Source organism: [Mycobacterium] stephanolepidis (assembly GCF_002356335.1).
In the GTDB taxonomy this organism is placed as follows: domain Bacteria; phylum Actinomycetota; class Actinomycetes; order Mycobacteriales; family Mycobacteriaceae; genus Mycobacterium; species Mycobacterium stephanolepidis.
Window position 1 is genome coordinate 1,572,392 of record NZ_AP018165.1, and the last position, 16,657, is coordinate 1,589,048.

General features: G+C 64.1%; 16 protein-coding genes. 9 read left to right on the top strand and 7 right to left on the bottom strand.

The window, feature by feature from the left end:
- Positions 1 to 9 precede the first annotated feature (9 nt).
- A complete protein-coding gene (locus tag MSTE_RS07830; protein WP_096500239.1) occupies positions 10 to 1,185 on the bottom strand; it encodes a fatty acid desaturase family protein in 1,176 nt (391 codons plus the stop codon).
- Between the two features lie 22 nt (positions 1,186 to 1,207).
- Positions 1,208 to 2,299: a ferredoxin reductase gene (locus MSTE_RS07835; RefSeq protein ID WP_096500241.1), complete on the bottom strand. Its 1,092-nt coding sequence runs from the start codon at positions 2,297 to 2,299 to the stop codon at positions 1,208 to 1,210.
- Positions 2,300 to 2,403: 104 nt separating this feature from the next.
- On the opposite strand from MSTE_RS07835, the gene MSTE_RS07840 reads away from it, so the two are divergent.
- Positions 2,404 to 3,060: a TetR family transcriptional regulator gene (locus tag MSTE_RS07840; RefSeq protein ID WP_162291593.1), complete on the top strand. Its 657-nt coding sequence runs from the start codon at positions 2,404 to 2,406 to the stop codon at positions 3,058 to 3,060.
- On the opposite strand, the gene MSTE_RS25180 is transcribed toward MSTE_RS07840, so the two are convergent.
- A complete protein-coding gene (locus MSTE_RS25180) occupies positions 3,057 to 3,233 on the bottom strand; it encodes a hypothetical protein (RefSeq protein WP_096500243.1) in 177 nt (58 codons plus the stop codon). The genes MSTE_RS07840 and MSTE_RS25180 overlap by 4 nt on opposite strands.
- 40 nt (positions 3,234 to 3,273) lie before the next feature.
- Between MSTE_RS25180 and MSTE_RS07850 the strand changes: the two genes are divergently transcribed.
- Positions 3,274 to 3,960, top strand: a complete 687-nt coding sequence (locus MSTE_RS07850; protein WP_193442082.1) for a guanylate cyclase — start codon at positions 3,274 to 3,276, stop codon at positions 3,958 to 3,960.
- Here the strand turns inward: MSTE_RS07850 and fdhD are convergent.
- On the bottom strand, positions 3,957 to 4,778 hold the full coding sequence (gene fdhD / locus MSTE_RS07855) for a formate dehydrogenase accessory sulfurtransferase FdhD (protein ID WP_096500247.1): 822 nt from the start codon (positions 4,776 to 4,778) through the stop codon (positions 3,957 to 3,959). The two genes, MSTE_RS07850 and fdhD, sit on opposite strands and share 4 nt — an antisense overlap.
- Entirely contained in the window at positions 4,771 to 7,107 is a 2,337-nt protein-coding gene (locus MSTE_RS07860) for an FdhF/YdeP family oxidoreductase (RefSeq protein ID WP_096500249.1), read from the bottom strand. Before MSTE_RS07860 ends, fdhD begins: the two co-directional genes overlap by 8 nt.
- 274 nt (positions 7,108 to 7,381) lie before the next feature.
- Here MSTE_RS07860 and MSTE_RS07865 point away from each other — a divergent pair, with 274 nt between their 5' ends.
- From MSTE_RS07865 to MSTE_RS07890, 6 genes are all read left to right on the top strand, one after another.
- A complete protein-coding gene (locus MSTE_RS07865; protein ID WP_193442061.1) occupies positions 7,382 to 9,343 on the top strand; it encodes a 2-oxoacid:acceptor oxidoreductase subunit alpha in 1,962 nt (653 codons plus the stop codon).
- Positions 9,340 to 10,437 carry a 2-oxoacid:ferredoxin oxidoreductase subunit beta gene (locus MSTE_RS07870; RefSeq protein ID WP_096500253.1) on the top strand — a complete coding sequence of 366 codons (1,098 nt, stop codon included), beginning with the start codon at positions 9,340 to 9,342 and terminating at the stop codon, positions 10,435 to 10,437. The genes MSTE_RS07865 and MSTE_RS07870 overlap by 4 nt, the downstream gene beginning before the upstream one ends.
- A 192-nt stretch (positions 10,438 to 10,629) precedes the next feature.
- Positions 10,630 to 10,938: a hypothetical protein gene (locus MSTE_RS07875; RefSeq protein ID WP_096505603.1), complete on the top strand. Its 309-nt coding sequence runs from the start codon at positions 10,630 to 10,632 to the stop codon at positions 10,936 to 10,938.
- A 765-nt stretch (positions 10,939 to 11,703) separates the two neighbouring features.
- Positions 11,704 to 12,024, top strand: coding sequence for a transglycosylase family protein (locus tag MSTE_RS07880; protein ID WP_096500255.1), 321 nt, complete (start codon positions 11,704 to 11,706; stop codon positions 12,022 to 12,024).
- A 100-nt stretch (positions 12,025 to 12,124) separates the two neighbouring features.
- Positions 12,125 to 12,691 (top strand): molybdenum cofactor guanylyltransferase, encoded by a 567-nt coding sequence (gene mobA, locus MSTE_RS07885; protein ID WP_096500257.1) that lies wholly within the window; start codon positions 12,125 to 12,127, stop codon positions 12,689 to 12,691.
- Positions 12,692 to 12,696: 5 nt separating this feature from the next.
- Positions 12,697 to 13,947, top strand: coding sequence for a YibE/F family protein (locus MSTE_RS07890; RefSeq protein WP_193442062.1), 1,251 nt, complete (start codon positions 12,697 to 12,699; stop codon positions 13,945 to 13,947).
- Between the two features lie 20 nt (positions 13,948 to 13,967).
- Here MSTE_RS07890 and MSTE_RS07895 read toward each other — a convergent pair whose 3' ends face one another.
- Both MSTE_RS07895 and MSTE_RS07900 read right to left on the bottom strand, forming a co-directional pair.
- The gene (locus MSTE_RS07895) at positions 13,968 to 14,654 is read right to left on the bottom strand and encodes a VOC family protein (RefSeq protein ID WP_096500259.1); all 687 of its coding nucleotides are present in this window, start codon (positions 14,652 to 14,654) and stop codon (positions 13,968 to 13,970) included.
- Between the two features lie 9 nt (positions 14,655 to 14,663).
- Positions 14,664 to 15,818 (bottom strand): FAD-dependent monooxygenase, encoded by a 1,155-nt coding sequence (locus MSTE_RS07900; RefSeq protein WP_096500261.1) that lies wholly within the window; start codon positions 15,816 to 15,818, stop codon positions 14,664 to 14,666.
- Positions 15,819 to 15,945: 127 nt separating this feature from the next.
- Between MSTE_RS07900 and MSTE_RS07905 the strand changes: the two genes are divergently transcribed.
- On the top strand, positions 15,946 to 16,560 hold the full coding sequence (locus MSTE_RS07905; RefSeq protein ID WP_096500263.1) for a DUF937 domain-containing protein: 615 nt from the start codon (positions 15,946 to 15,948) through the stop codon (positions 16,558 to 16,560).
- The last annotated feature ends 97 nt before the right edge of the window (positions 16,561 to 16,657 follow it).

Sequence of the window (16,657 nt, forward strand, 5' to 3'; positions counted from 1 at the left end):
TCACCTAACCTACGCGTCGACCAGCTCACCGCGCTCGTCGACGACGATGATCTCCGGTTCGACGGCCGCTTCCTTGCGCTTGTCCCGCTCGATGTGCACGACGAGCTCCTCGTCGTCACGGAACCAGCCGTTAGGCAGGGACAGGCGAGCGATCTTCTTCCAGGTGGACGAGAGCTGCGCGAAGAGTCCTCCGGTGTTGTAGGGCAGGCCGTACTTCTGGCACAGCTCGCGTACCTCGGTAGCCATCTCCGGATAGCGATTGGCCGGCAGATCCGGGAACAGGTGATGCTCGATCTGGTGGGACAGGTTGCCGCTCATGATGTGAAACAGCCTGCTGCCCTCGATGTTCGCCGATCCAAGCAACTGCCGGATGTACCACTCGCCACGCGTCTCGTTGGCGGTCTCCTCCTTGGAGAAGGTCTGGGTACCGGACGGGAAGTGCCCGCAGAAGATGATCGAGAACGTCCACACGTTGCGCACGAAGTTGGCGGACAAGTTGCCCAGGAAGGTGATCGGAAACAGCGGGCCGGTGAGCGCCGGGAAGATCACGTAGTCCTTGAGAACCTGCTTACTGGCCTTGCGCCACATCCCTTTGATCAACGGCTTGAGGTCGTACCACTTGCGCTTGCCCCTCACGATGTTCTCGGCCTCGAGCTCGTGCACCATGACGCCCCACTCGAAGAACACCATCAGGGCGGTCGCCCAGGCCAGGTTGCCCAGGTAGTAGGGGTTCCACTTCTGCTCGGGTGCCATCCGCAGGATGCCGTAACCCACGTCGCGGTCCATGTCCACGATGTTGGTATAGGTGTGGTGCATGTAGTTGTGCGAGTGCCGCCACTGGTCGGCGGGGCACACGGTGTCCCATTCGAACTCGCGTGAGTTAAGGCCCTTCTCGCGCATCCAGTCGTACTGGCCGTGCATGACGTTGTGACCGATCTCCATGTTGTCGAGGATCTTGGAGACGGACAGCGCACCCACCGCGGCGAGCCACACGGGAGGGATGAACCCCAGGTACATCAGGGCTCGTCCGGCGGCCTCGCAGCCGCGCTGTGTCTTGATGATCGAGTAGATGTACTCGCGATCACGCTCGCCCAGATCGGCGACAATGCGGTCGCGCAATTCATCGAGATCCTTGCCCAGTGCCTCGATATCCGCTGCGCTGATGGTGATTTCGTTGCTTGGCATCTGGCTGCTCTCCTTGGGTCTGTTAGAGGTTGATCGAGACGTCACCGACGGGGGCGGTGATGCAGAGCTGGATGTGCTGGTCGGGGTCGTCGTTCTCATCGCCGGTGCGCAGGTTCCGGGTGCATCCGGATGTCTTCACCGCCGTGCAGGCGAAGCAGATTCCCATCCGGCAGCCGAATTCAGGTTGCAGTCCAGCGGCCTCGGCCTGTTCGAGGATCGGCCTGCCGTCGTTTTCGGCGGTGATATCGGAGGTGGCGAAACGCAGCACGCCTCCGGCCTCCCCGGTGGTGCTCGACGTGGTGACGTAGAACTCTTCGGTATGCAGACGGTCGGAGAGTCCGCGCTCGGCGTACAGCGTGCTCACTGCCTCGTGCAGCGAGGGCGGCCCGCACAGGAAGGTCTGAGCATCCGCGCTCCAGGGCGCGAGCGCATCGAGCTGCTCGGCATTGAAGTGCCGACCGCCGTCACGGGTGTACACCGTGTGCACCGTCACCGATGGCACCTCGCCGAGGGCGGTGAGCTCGCGTGCGTAGGCGTTGTCGGCGACCGTTGGCGCGTAATAGAGCACCGCGAGCTGTCCCGGGTATCCGTTGCCGATGAGAGTTCTCGCCATTGAGAGTACGGGTGTAATCCCACTACCGGCCGCGATCAGAACTGTCCGAATGGGGCGCGGTGAGGGCAGGACGAACGTGCCGGCGGCGGGGGTGATGCTGTACACGTCGCCCACTGCGGCGTGCTTGTACAGGTAGTTCGAGACCAGCCCTTCCGGCCTGCGGGCGATGGTCAGCTCGATGAGGTCGCGGGCGTCATCGGCGCCAGACGGCGAGAAGCAGCGGACATGGCGCACGCCATCGATCACGACGCCCAGCTGTACGAACTGACCTGCGCGAAAGCCCTTGAACTGGTGAGTTGTGCGCAAGGTCAAGGTCACTGATCTGGTGGTGCGGCGCTGCACGCGGACGACGCGGGCGCGAGCCTCTTCCCAGGTGATCATCGGGTCGACCAGCTCGAGATACCGGTCGACGGCGTGCGGGGTCAGGGCGGCGGTCAACAACCGGCCCAGTGACGACTCGGGGGTGAGGATGCGTCGGGTGGCTTTAATGAGAAATGTCATTCGAACTCCCTCCGTTAGGTTAACGAATGTATACTGAAATTGTGAACCAATATGCCCCCACCGAGTCAAGCCGTAATCACGGTGTCGGTCATCACAGCGATACAGTGATCGCCATGACCAGTCGTCGAGAGCGGAGCTCGCATTCGGGCACCTCCGCGCGACGTGACTCGGTTCGCGGTGAGCAGAAACTGCGCACTCGCACCGCATTGATGGAGGCCGCGCTTGAGCTTTCGCGTACCCAGGCGTTTTCGGGACTGAGCCTGCGTGACGTCGCCCGCGGCGCGGGAATCTCGCCGACGGCCTTCTACCGGCACTTCGCGTCCCTGGATGACCTGGGTGTCGCGCTGGCCGAAGAGGGGATGCGCATCGCCCGGGGGATCGCGCGGGAGATACGTCGACGTGAACCGGCGACGTTGGCCGAGGCCATGCGCATCCTTGCCGAGCAGGCACAGGAAAACCCTGATCAGCTGCGGTTTGTCGTGACGGAGCGGTACACCGCACCCACCGAGGTGCGAAGGGCCGTGAACATCGAGATGCGGCTGCTCGCAGGCGAGCTGGCGATCGACCTGGCGCGTCGCGAAAAGATGCGGCTCTGGGATTCCGCCGATCTCACGACGGCGGCCAGCCTGCTGCTATCGATCGGCGCCAACGCGGTAGCCGAGTTGGTACAGCCCGACGCCGATACCGACGATGTCGTCGCCGGTGCAACCAGTGCTCTGACCATGGCCTTCGTCGGCCTGCAGAACTGGCGCTCCAGTTAGTGTGAGGACTCGCTAGTCTCCGGGCCCGATTCGCCGAGTCGCTGGTGCAACCGGTCGCGGATCTCATCGACCGTGTACGCCTCGCGTTTGCGTTGATCGCGGGCGACCAGTACGCCCCCAGCTGCCACCCCGACAGCCCCGGCGAGCCCGAGCCACTTCCACATGTTGGCCATCGCTCCAGGCTACGGTGCGGGAATGAGTGAGATAGGTGCCGTGTCGATCGACGAGGCGCTCGATGCGACGCGGACCGGAGACATCTGGGTGTTCCGCGGACGGTCGGGGCCCGATCGTCTCATCCAGACCTTGTCGAACAGTCCGGTCAACCATGTCGGGATGACGGTGGCCATCGATGATCTGCCGCCGCTCATGTGGCATGCCGAACTCGGCAACAAGCTCACCGATGTGTGGACCGGCGACAACCATCGGGGAGTGCAGCTGCACGATGCGCGTCAGGCGATCGAGCGGTGGGCGCACGTGTATGGACAGCGGTGCTGGCTGCGGCAGCTGAGCCCGCGAATAACCCGTGAGCAGGAAGACATCGCACTGCGCGTCGTGGCCCGGATGGATGGGACGCCGTTTCCGGCCACCGCACGGCTCACCGGTCGCTGGATGCGGGGCCGGCTTCCCACGGTCAGCGACCTCACGCGGGGACTTCCCTTCGTGCACAAGAAGGTTCGCGAGGTGGCCGAGCGCGACATCACGAAAAAACGGCAAGCCGGACTGGAGACGGCGTTCTGCGCCGAGACGGTGGCGATCACACTCGAGGAGATGGGGCTGCTCATCACCGAGAAGCGGTCGAACTACTTCGATCCGGGATCGTTCTGGAGCGGTGATGATCTGCCGCTGGCGCCGGGCTACTCACTGAGCAGGGAGATCGCCGTCGAAGTGCCGGAGGCCTAGACGACCCGATCCGCCCGGGTGTAGACGTTCATGCTGTCCTCACGCAGGAACGCCACCAGCGTCATGCCGGACTGCGCCGCGAGATCGACAGCCAGCGAGGACGGTGCCGACACCGCGGCCAGTATGGGAATTCCCGCCATCGTCGCCTTCTGTGCGAGCTCGAAGGAGGCCCGTCCGCTGACCAACAGTGCGGTTCCGGTGAGGGGCACCCTGCCGTTCTCGAGTGCCCACCCGATGACCTTGTCCACCGCGTTATGTCGACCGATGTCCTCGCGGACCGTCAACATGGTGCCGTCCGTGGTGAACAGAGCCGCGGCATGCAGCCCGCCGGTGGCCGCGAAAACCTTTTGTGCCGAGCGAAGTTTGTCGGGCAGACCCACCAGTGTGGTCGATTCGATGGTGGACGGGTCATCGCCGGGGGAGAAGCGGCTGATGGTGCGTACCGCCTCCAGCGACCCCTTGCCGCAGACACCACAGGAAGAGGTGGTGTAGAAGTTTCTCGTCACCGTCGGGTCGGGGGCGGGAACGCCGGGGGCGAGAGTGACATCCAGGACGTTGTAGGTGTTCAGTCCGTCGGGCCCTTCGCCCTGGCAGTAGCGCACGGTCAGCAGGTCGTCGCGGCCTGCGATGACCCCCTCGGTGAGCAAGAACCCCTGGGTGAGTTCGACATCCGATCCGGGGGTGCGCATGGTGACGGCTACTGCCTGCCCATTGACCCGGATCTCCAGGGGCTCCTCGACGACGAGCGTCTCGCTGCGCTCGCCCCGTCCGACCCCGTCGATGCGCCGGATCTTGCGTCTGTCGGTGACCCTACCCACGGGCCACCAGACGGATGACGACGGCCTTCGACACCGGAGTATTGGATCGCTCCGCGACATGATCCAGGGGCACAAGTGGATTGGTCTCTGGATAGTAGGCGGCGGCGTTGCCTCGCGGGGTGGAGTACGGCACCACCAGAAAGTCCTCGGCGCGCCGCTCTTCGAGTACCCCGTCGGCACCCGGGTACTCGGACACCAGATCGACCCGCGCACCCTCGGATAATCCAAATGCGGCAAGGTCTTCGGGATTGACGAAGACCACCCGGCGGCCGCCCTTGACGCCGCGGTAGCGGTCGTCGAGGCCGTAGATGGTGGTGTTGTACTGGTCATGGCTGCGCAGCGTCTGCAGTACCAGCCGGCCTGCCGGTACCGACACCCACTCCAGTGGTGCCGCAGAGAAGTTGGCCTTACCTGTGTGGGTGGGGAATTGGCGATCGTCGCGCGGCGGATGCGGCAGCGCGAACCCATCCGGTTGACGGACCTTGGTGTTGTAGTCGGCGCATCCGGGTACCACCCGCGAGATGGCATCGCGGATGGTGTCGTAGTCGTCGGCAAACCTTTCCCATGGCACCGGATGCCCAGTGCCCAGGATGGTGCGCGCCAGTTGGCAGACGATGGCGACCTCGCTGCGTAGCGCGGTGCTCGGTGGATGCAGACTGCCGCGTGAGAGATGCACCATGGACATCGAATCCTCCACGGAAACAAGCTGTTTGCCCGATTTTTGAATGTCGCGATCGGTGCGTCCGAGAGTGGGCAGGATCAGTGCGGTGCGCCCATTCACCAGATGGCTGCGATTGAGTTTGGTGGAGATCTGCACGGTCAGTGCGCAATTGCGCAGCGCAGCCTCGGTGACGGCGGTGTCCGGGGTGGCAGAGGCGAAGTTGCCACCCATGCCGATGAAGACCGATACCTTGCCGTCCCGCATGGCACGGATCGCGTCCACCGTGTCGAACCCGTGCTTGCGGGGAGTGTCGATGCCGAACTCGGAATCCAATGCGGTCAGAAAGGATTCAGGCATCTTCTCCCAGATGCCCATGGTGCGGTCGCCCTGGACATTCGAATGACCGCGCACCGGGCACACCCCGGCGCCCGGCTTGCCGATCATGCCGCGCATCAGTAGCAGGTTGGTCGCCTCACCGATAGTGGCGACCGCGTGACGGTGTTGGGTGAGGCCCATCGCCCAGCAGAAGATGGTGCGCTGTGATCCGGCCAGGAGCGTGGCAACCGCGGTCAGCTGCTCCATGTCGATACCCGTTGCCTGCGTGACGGTTTCCCAATCGATTGCTCGTGTCCGTGCGGCCCAGTCCTCGTATCCCGCGCAGTGCTCCTCGATGAATTGCCGGTCGACGATGCTGCCGGGGTTCGCGTCGTCGGCCTCCAGTAGCAGTCTGCCCAGCCCTGCGAAAAGCGCCATGTCGCCGCCGAGTCGGATCTGCACGAACTCATCGGCGATGGCCACACCGTGCCCGACCACGCCGTTGACCTTCTGTGGGTTCTTGAACCGGAGCAGTCCGGCCTCGGGGAGCGGGTTGACTGCAATGATCTTGGCGCCGTTCGCCTTTGCCTTCTCCAGCACCGACAGCATGCGCGGATGGTTGGTGCCGGGATTTTGGCCGGCGATGAGAATGACGTCCGCGTGCTCGATATCGGGTACCGACACCGAGCCCTTGCCGATTCCGATCGAGTCCGTCAGTGCGGTGCCCGAAGACTCGTGGCACATGTTGGAACAGTCGGGCAGGTTGTTGGTGCCCAGGCTGCGGACCAGCAGCTGGTAGCAGAACGCGGCCTCATTGCTGGTGCGCCCGGAGGTGTAGAAAACCAGCCGATCCGGGTCGGCGGCCGCCCTGACCTCATCGGCGATGAGCGCGTACGCGTCATCCCAATCAATGGGCCGGTAATGCGATTCGCCGGGGCGCAGCACCATCGGGTGGGTGAGACGACCTTGTTGGCTGAGCCAGTACTCGGGTAGTTCGCGGAGTTCCTCCACCGAGTGCTGTGCGAAAAATTCAGGGGTGACCGTGCGTTTGGTGGCCTCTTCGGCGACGGCCTTGGCGCCGTTCTCGCAGAACTCGGCAAGTTTGCGATGTCCCGGGGTCTCGGGCCACGCGCATCCGGGACAGTCAAAGCCGTGACGTTGATTCAGTTTGGACAGCGTTGCGACGGTGCGCAATGGACCCATCTGTTCGAGGCCGCGTTGCAGGGAAACCCCGACCGCGGTCATTCCCGCGGCGACGTCCTTCGCGCCGGTGACGGCGATATCGGGTTCGCCGATCTCGCCCGGCCCGGCTTCCGCGTGGTGGCCAACCGTCGGTATCCGGTGCCCGGTCATGCTTCTCATTCTGGACCCGTTGTCGAGCCGGGGTGTCACAACCCTCGAATGGTCGACCCGTGATGACGGCGCCACGAGGCAACCAAGCAGATGCTTGGCCTCTTCTTGTGATTTGCCTCACGTCTACTGGTCGGTAGTGAGGCAACGGCACAGGCCAGGCGGCAGGGGAGAACTCGACAGGTGTCAAGTTCTGTGCCTGCCGGTATGGCCTCGTCAAGGTCAACGGTGCGAAAGTGCAATAATCGGTACCGAGAGTGACAGAAAACTCTGCTGAATGGTGGCGTACGTACCGCCACCGCCAGAGTTCGTCGTGAAAGGTAGGTCACCGGTGGGCGACGGAGCCGTATCGGAGAAGCTGGAAAAGGTCGTCATCCGGTTTGCTGGAGATTCTGGCGACGGTATGCAGCTCACCGGAGACCGATTCACCTCTGAGGCTGCCGTCTTCGGCAATGACCTCGCGACCCAGCCGAACTATCCCGCAGAGATCCGGGCCCCTCAGGGCACGCTTCCGGGTGTTTCGTCCTTCCAAATCCAGATTGCCGACTACGACATCCTCACCGCGGGCGACCGGCCCGATGTGCTGGTGGCGATGAACCCGGCCGCACTCAAGGCCAACATCGGCGATCTGCCGCGCGGTGGCATGGTGATCGCCAACTCGGACGAGTTCACCAAGCGAAATCTGGCCAAGGTCGGCTACCAGTCCGATCCGTTGGAGCACGACGACATGTCGGACTACGTGGTCTATCAGGTGCCGATGACCACGTTGGCGCTCGGCGCCGTCGAGGCCGCCGGAGTCTCGAAGAAGGACGGCGCGCGCACCAAGAACATGTTCGCGTTGGGGCTGCTGTCCTGGATGTACCACCGCCCACTCGAGGGCACCGAGCAGTTCCTGCGCGAGAAGTTCGCGAAGAAACCCGACGTGGCCGAGGCCAACATCCTGGCGTTCCGGGCGGGCTGGAACTACGGCGAAACCACCGAGGCCTTCGGAACCACCTACGAGGTGGCCAAGGCATCGCTGCCCGCGGGTGAGTACCGGCAGGTCTCGGGTAACACAGCGTTGGCCTATGGCGTTGTCGCCGCCGGCCAGCTTGCCAAGACTCAGGTGGTGCTCGGCACCTACCCGATCACCCCGGCATCCGACATCCTGCACGAGCTGAGCAAGCTCAAGAACTTCGGTGTGCTGACCTTCCAGGCCGAGGACGAGATCGCCGGAATCGGTGCGGCTCTGGGGGCTTCGTTCGGTGGCGCCCTGGGTGTCACCAGCACCTCCGGCCCCGGTGTGGCGCTCAAGAGCGAGGCCGTGGGTCTTGCGGTGATGACCGAACTGCCGCTGCTGGTGATCGATGTGCAGCGCGGCGGACCGTCGACGGGTCTGCCCACCAAAACCGAGCAGGCGGACCTACTGCAGGCCTTGTACGGCCGCAACGGCGAGTCGCCCATTGCGGTGCTGGCTCCGCGTTCTCCCTCGGACTGCTTCGACATCGCTGTCGAGGCGGTGCGGATCGCGCTCACCTACCGGACCCCGGTGATGATCCTGTCCGATGGCGCGATCGCCAACGGCTCTGAGCCGTGGGCCATCCCGGACATCGCGAGTTACCCGGCGATCGAGCACACCTTCGCCACTCCCGACCAGGACTTCGCGCCGTACAACCGCGACCCGGAGACGCTGGCCCGCCAGTTCGCCGTTCCGGGTACCCCCGGTTTGGAGCACCGTATCGGTGGTCTGGAGAAGGCCAACGGTTCGGGCAACATCTCGTACGACCCGGCCAACCACGACTTGATGGTGCGGTTGCGCCAACTCAAGATCGACGGAATCACGGTGCCGGACCTGGAGGTTGACGACCCGACCGGTGACGCACAGCTGCTGATGGTCGGGTGGGGCAGCTCCTACGGCCCCATCGGTGAGGCATGCCGATGCGCCCGTCGCAAGGGGCTCAAGGTGGCTCATGCGCACCTGCGCCATCTCAATCCGTTCCCGGGGAACCTGGGTGAGGTGCTGCGCAAGTACCCGAAGGTCGTCGCGCCCGAGATGAACCTCGGACAGTTGTCGCTGCTGCTGCGCGGCAAGTTCCTGGTTGATGTGCAGTCGGTGACGAAGGTGCAGGGTATGGCCTTCCTTGCTGATGAGGTCGAAGAAATCATCGATGCGGCCCTGGACGGGTCGCTCGCCGAAAAGGAAAGCCAGAAGGCCGTTCTCGCGCGTGAATCCGCGGTGGCCGTAGGGGATCGAGCATGACTGACGTTTTGAACGGAATCAACGGAATCAGTGGCCTGGCCGGTACCGATCTGGGCCTGACCGCCAATGCTCTGGTGCCGACCACCGATGTGGAGCAGAAGTCGAAGGACTTCACCTCCGATCAGGAAGTGCGCTGGTGCCCCGGTTGCGGTGACTACGTCATCCTCAACACCATCCGTGGATTCCTGCCGGAGCTCGGGCTCAAGCGCGAGAACATCGTGTTCATCAGCGGCATTGGCTGCTCGAGCCGGTTCCCGTACTACCTGGATACCTACGGCATGCACTCGATCCACGGGCGCGCCCCGGCCATCGCGACGGGCCTGGCACTGGCTCGCGAGGACCTTTCGGTGTGGGTGGTGACCGGTGATGGCGACGCGCTGTCCATCGGCGGTAACCATCTGATCCACACCCTTCGCCGCAACGTGAACCTCACGATCCTGTTGTTCAACAACCGGATCTACGGCCTCACCAAGGGCCAGTACTCGCCGACCTCGGAGACCGGCAAGGTCACCAAGTCCACCCCGATGGGTTCGCTGGACTACCCCTTCAACCCGGTGTCGCTGGCCCTGGGGGCCGAGGCCACGTTCGTTGGACGGGCCCTGGACTCGGATAAGAAGGGTCTCTCGGAGGTACTGCGCGCTGCAGCCGCGCACCGCGGTTCGGCCCTGGTGGAGATCTTGCAGGACTGCCCGATCTTCAACGACGGGTCTTTTGACCTGCTACGTAAGGAAGGGTCCGAGCAGCGCGTCATCAACGTGAGCCACGGCCAGCCGATCACCTTCGGTGCCGAGGGCGAACTCTGCGTCATCCGTTCGGGTTTCGGACTCGAAGTGGCCAAGACCGCGGACGTGAAGGCCGAGGACATCGTGGTGCACGACGCACACTCGAATGATCCGGCCTACGCCTTCGCGCTGTCGCGGTTGTCCGAGCAGGATCTGGAGCACACCGTGATGGGTGTGTTCCGCAGCGTGCAGCGGCCGACATACGACGATCTGGCCCGTGAGCAGCTGGCCACCGCTGCGGCCGCCAAGCCGAGCGACACGGCGGCGCTGCAGGCGCTGTTGACCGGTCGCGACACCTGGACCGTCAGCTAGGTGCGGGCGCGCTGCCGAGGAAATAGCGTCGGCAGCACGCATTTTGGCTTCTTTGTCCTGCGCTCGTTCGGATGCTTCGGCGTCTCCTCGCGCGCAATGTGCGGTTGCTCTCGTAGGATGCAGAGACGTTGATGTTCCGGGCAGCCGGTGTGGAACGCAACCTTCATGCCCTAGATGCGAGGTGAGAAGGCCGTGAGGCAGTCGCTGATTGCGATAGCAGCAGTAGTGGCGATGATCGGTGTCTCGTTGGGGGGCGCAGACACCGCGGCAGCCGCTCCTTCGGGTGGCAACGCCAACGATGTCATCAACGAGCTCAAGGCCAACGGGTACCGGGTGATCATCACTCGAAGCGGGGGTGGCGACCTGAGCAAGTGCACGGTCGCCTCCGTGGAGAAGCAGTCCCCGGTGACGGATGTGGGCGCGGGGCGCGATGCGCAGAACTATCCGACCACCGTTCCGGTGACCTCACGCAAGATCGCTGTCGTCGCATTGCGCTGCTAGCCCGGTTCTATTGAAAAGGCCTCTGCTGCAAGTGGTTCTGCGTGGCAGGTCGGGAAGCGCTGCCACTGCGGCAGTCACGTCGCGTATGGCGCTCGCGCACTGTGCTTTTGGTGCCTGGACGGCGAATCATCCTGTATATCAGTATGTTTCGATCAATTGGATGATGGTGTGACGAATGGTTGCATTGTTTCCTCGTTAATAGTGTGCCGCAATTGGTAAATGGCAAATAGTGTTGCAATTGATATCAGAGTGAAAAGAGTGAACTTGTCAATTCGCCACGCCGCGTGTTGTTAAAGTTCCTAATGTTACTTGAGTGATTTGCCGCGTTCGTGGCGCGGCTCACAAAATCTGCGTGATCTGACTCACTTTTCCCAGGTGGAGGCGATCCTAAGAGAACCTGAGAATTTCCTAAGCGACCTGGGGTTAGTCGCTGAAGATTGGCTCTGTAATTGTTTCGTTATTGGTTTGGGATGTGCGTGTCGTGAGATGACTTTCGCTGAGTGGTTCCGTACGGTCCGACACGTCAACAAATCGGAGCAAAACTCCGAACCGTGAACCCTGTGTGTAAATGGGGCCATGAACGCCGCGAGGCGGTCTGGCCGCCGGCCACCACGAGCCGGTGAGGCAGCAGCCGCCTCCCTTGTCGCGCCCGACCGAGACGGCGCGATCCGACGACGATGTCCACCTCGCCTGGAGGTGAGCCAGAGCCCGCTGCGGTATCCGCTAGCGGGTGGTGTTCGGTGCGTACCCGGCGAGAGGAACGACATGAATTACATCCGCAAAACGCTCACCACAGCGGCCATCACCGGCGCGCTTGTCGCGGCTCCGATGGCACTGGCTGGAACAGCGAGTGCGGATCCGGTCAACTGGGATGCCATCGCCAACTGCGAGTCCGGTGGCAACTGGGGAATCAACACCGGAAACGGCTACTACGGCGGTCTGCAGTTCAACCTGGGCACCTGGCGTGCCAACGGCGGCTCCGGCTCCCCGCACCTTGCCTCGCGCGAGGAGCAGATCCGGATTGCCGAGAACGTGCTGGCCCGCCAGGGTATCGGCGCATGGCCCGTCTGCGGACGGCGCGGCTAAACCCGAGCAACAGAGATCCATTTCAACAAGCCATCAAGAGCGGAACCTTCGGTGACCCGCCTCTTGGTGGCTTGTTGGCATCTGTGCGTACCTTTCTTTCATGGACCAACTCGCGGCGGTGGTGCTCACCGGCGGTGAGTCGCGCCGCATGGGGCGCGATAAGGCGGCCATCCGCTGGGGCGGACAGACGCTGACGCAACGCATCGTGCAGACGGTGGGTTCACGGTGCTCACCGGTGATCGTGGTGCGCGCACCGTTCCAGGACATTGCCGATGTGGATGCGGTCATCATCGCCGACCGTGAGCCCGGCCAGGGCCCACTGGTGGCGCTGGGGCAGGGACTGCGGGCCGTCGCGGAAGTGGGCGCGGGCAGAGCCTTTGTCTGCGCCGTCGATATGCCGCTGATTCACGCGGCCCTCATCGAGGAACTCGCGACCGGCACCGGCCGCATCGTCCTGGCCACCGCCGACGGCCGGGATCACTATCTGGCCGCCGTCTATGACGTAGGCCTATGCGACACCATTGATGAATTGACCGCCGCCGGGGAACGCCGGCTCGGCTCACTCGTTGAGCACGTTGGTGCGCAACGAATTTCGATATCCGACCCGAATTGGGTCGTGAACGTGAACACAGAGGCGGAGCTGAACGCGTTGCCACCTCTACCCTGACAGGCGTGTCGCATTCTCATAGCCATTCTCACGCGATGTCGACGGGGCCGGCGCCTCTCGGATCCAACGCAGCCCGGATCGTGGTGGGCCTGCTCGCCGCGATGGGCGTCGCGGTTCTGATCGGGCTGGTGACGTTGTGGCCTGAGCACCGCACCGTGGACATTCCGCTGCCCTACCAAAATGCGCATGGCGGCGCGGTGACCACGGAGTCCGGCACGGTGCTGTCGACGCGCCTCGGCGAATGCGGCAGTCCATCCACCGGGCAGGTGCTGACGGCCGATCCCACCGGGGGACAGACCCCCGAATCAACATGCGCGCTCGACCTGATCGCCATCACGTCCGGCCCGAACTCGGGTGCGAAGACCCAGCTGGAATTCACCTCCGGCGGCGGACAACCGACTCTCGCCGCGGGCGAGCACATCCGGATCACCAGACAGGTCGACGAGCAGGGCGCCACCACCTACAGCTTCTATGACTACGAACGCACCTGGCCGTTGGTTGTTGTCGCCGCGGCATTCGCGATCGTCATCTGTCTGGTGGCGCGCTGGCGTGGGCTCCGTGCACTGGTGGGCATCCTGGTGGCTTTCCTGGTGCTGGCGGTGTTCCTGCTCCCGGCGCTGCGGGACGGCGGTCCCGCCCTGCCGTTGGCGCTGGTCGCGTCGGCGACGATCCTGTTCGTGGTCATCTACCTTGCCCACGGCGTCAGCATGCGTACCAGCGCGGCGCTCCTCGGCACGCTCACGGCGATGCTTTTCGCGGCGGCACTGTCGTGGGTCGTCATCGAGGTGACACACCTGACCGGTCTGTCCGACGAGCAGAACAACGAAGTCGCCGCGTACATGGGGGGAGTGTCGATATCGGGGCTACTGCTGGCCGGGTTCATCATCGGGTCGCTCGGTGTTCTCAATGACGTGACCGTCACACAGGCCTCAACGGTCTTCGAACTGGCCGAGCTGGGTGACGGTTCTACGCGCAAGGACGTGTTCCTCGGCGCCATGCGGGTGGGGCGCGATCACATCGCCAGTACCGTCTACACGCTCGTCCTCGCGTATGCGGGGAACTCGCTACCGCTCATGTTGTTGTTCAGCGTCGCCAATCGATCCCTGGGGGATGTGCTGACCAGCGAGGGTGTGGCGATCGAGATCGCCCGATCCGCAGTCGGCGGTATTGCCTTGGTGCTTTCGGTTCCGTTGACGACAGCGATCGCAGCGGCCTTGGCGACGCCGGGCAAGCGCGCGCAACCGAAGGCGGCCTAACCGAAGGCGGGCAAGGCGGCCTAACCGAAGGCGCAGAATTCGTTTCCATCCGGGTCGGTCAGCACGGTCCAGCGGATATCGGTATCGGGACCGCGCAGCGCGCGGGCGCCGTCATGCACCAATTCGGCGGCGTCGGCGCGTACATCCCAGTGCCAGCGGTTCTTCACCACCCGCTCGTCGGCAACCCGGACAAATTTCCAGATCAGTTCGCCCCATCCGGCGGCGCCACGTAGCCACCGCAGTGTGCCGTCAGACCCGGGCGTGAGCGTTCCACCGACGAGCCCGTGCCACCACTGGGCGATTTCGACAGGTCTGTCACTATCGGTGCAGACCGCGAAGAGTTTTGCGGGCGTATCACTTTCGAGTCCCGGGTCCAGAAACGCGCAGAACTCGTTGCCCTCTACGTCGGCCATCACGACCCAGTCCGGCTCCTGCGTCAGTACCGTCGCGCCCAACGCGACGAGATCCTCGGCAGCGCGGGCGTAGACATCGAAATGCACACGGTTCTTGACGGACTTGGCCTCCGGGACCCGATTGACCCAGATGTCGACATCCTTGCCGCGCCGGATCAGCGCCTCACCGGCCTCGTCGATATCGGCCTCGCCGCCGATGGCCGCCGCCCAGAACTTGGCGACGGGAACGGGCTGTATCGCGTCGATACAGAAGTCCTTGAGACTGGCGCTGGGCGCGGGCTCGGGGTGCGACACAGGGGAATCCTATGGCTGAACCGCGATGTCCGATGCGTCATATCCGGCGATGTTCTGCAGCTGTCTCCAGAACAGGGAGGCGGGTATCCGTCCCGAGGCGCGCATCAATAACTCACTCAACGCCGCGGGGCGTGCGTATGTCGCGTGTCCGATCTGGCGGCTACGGGCGACCACCGTGCGGGTGCGAGACTTTCTTCTGCGCGCGTACTCGCGGAAAGCGCTTGGCAGAGAGGATCGTTCGGATACCGCCGCACCGAGTACCGCGGCGTCCTCGAGTGCCTGGCATCCGCCCTGACCCAAGTGCGGTCGCATCGGATGTGCGGCGTCACCGACCAGCACGACCCGGCCACCGGTGATTCGCCGAAGACGTCCGCGATCGTAGATGTCTCCACGCAGCACCGAGGACTCGTCGCTGTGGCCCAGCAGGTCAGGTATGGGCTTCGCCCACTCGGCGAACTTTCCTGTCAGATAGTCGATTTCGCGGCCGGATGCGCGTTGCGCTTCGTGTGATCGTTCGCCCGCGAACCAGTAGGTGCGACCGCCGGGCATCGGCAGGTGGCCGAATTCGATCCCCGGCCCCACGGTGATCCCGGCCAGCTCATCAGAAATCGCGATATCGGCGATGCCGCGCCACGCGGTGTATCCGGAGTATCGGAAGGACAGTGGCCCATTGAGATACTGCGCGGCCAATGATCCGATTCCGTCGGCCCCGACGACCGCGGCAGCGGTCAACGACTGGCCGTCGGCGAGCTCGACAGACGTTCCGTGCAGCCCGTCTCGAACGTTGCTCACCCGAGCGCCGTAGCGCACCGTCCCCGGTGCCAGCCGGGCGGCCAGAATCGCGAGGAGTTGATTGCGTTCGGTAACCGCCACCGGCTCGCCCACCGCCTTGGTGAGCTGTCCGTTCGGAGGCTCGCGCAGTACTCGTCCGTCGTGCCAGCGCACCATGCCGGCCTCCACACGTGCGCTCACATCACGCACATCATCGCCGACGCCGAGGGCATCGCAAGCTGCTAGTGCGTTGGGCCACAAGGTGATCGCGTATCCGGCGGAGGACCCGTCGCGGTCGTCGATAACGACGGCATCACGTCCGGACCGTTGTAACGCGACTGCGGTGGCAAGGCCGGCGATACCGGCACCAACCACGACGATGTAGTCGCTCATAGCTCGACGTTATGGGTGGACCCCACAGTGGTAAAGGGTCTGGGGTTGTGATGTTCGGCATTCGTTCACTCGGGGCTGATCTGCTTGGCTAAGGTTTACCAAACCCCAGTTATCTAGGAGGAGACCCATGGCCACACTCGACGAGCTGCTCAACGAGATTCCCACCGACCAGATCGCAGCGAAGCTCGGGGTCGACAGCGAGACGGCCGACAAGGCGATCAAATCCGTGGTTCCGCTGCTGGTGGGCGGATTGCAGGCCAATGCGGACGACCCGGACAAGGCCGCTGATCTGCAGGCCAACGTCAGCAGCGCCCCCAGCACTCTGCTGGACGGCGGCGTGAACGTTGAGGACGTCGACCAGAACGCGGGCAGCGCGGTGGTCGCCTCGCTGTTCGGCGACAACAACGCGGACGATGTCGCCCAGAAGCTGGCCGGTGCCGGTGCGGGTAACAGCGACCTGATCAAGCAGCTGCTCCCGATTCTGGCTCCGATCGTCCTTGCCTTCGTGGCCAAGAAGCTCACCGGCGGCGGTGCCGCGCCCGCACCCGCCGAGGCTCCCGCCGCCAGTGGCGGCGGCATCGGCGACATCCTGGGCAACATCCTCGGCAGCGCCGTCGGTGGCGGGGCCGCCGCGGGCGGTAACAACCCGCTCGGCAGCATCCTGGGCAGCGTGCTCGGCAGCAAGGGCGGCAGCGACGCCCTCGGCAGCATCCTGGGCGGGCTGCTCGGCGGCAAGAAGTAGCCGCACCGCCGCACACTTTTACACGAAACCACCCGGTGCGTTATTCGCCGGGTGGTTTCGTCATCTCTGGACGCGTGAAAACGCCCGTGAAAATGGG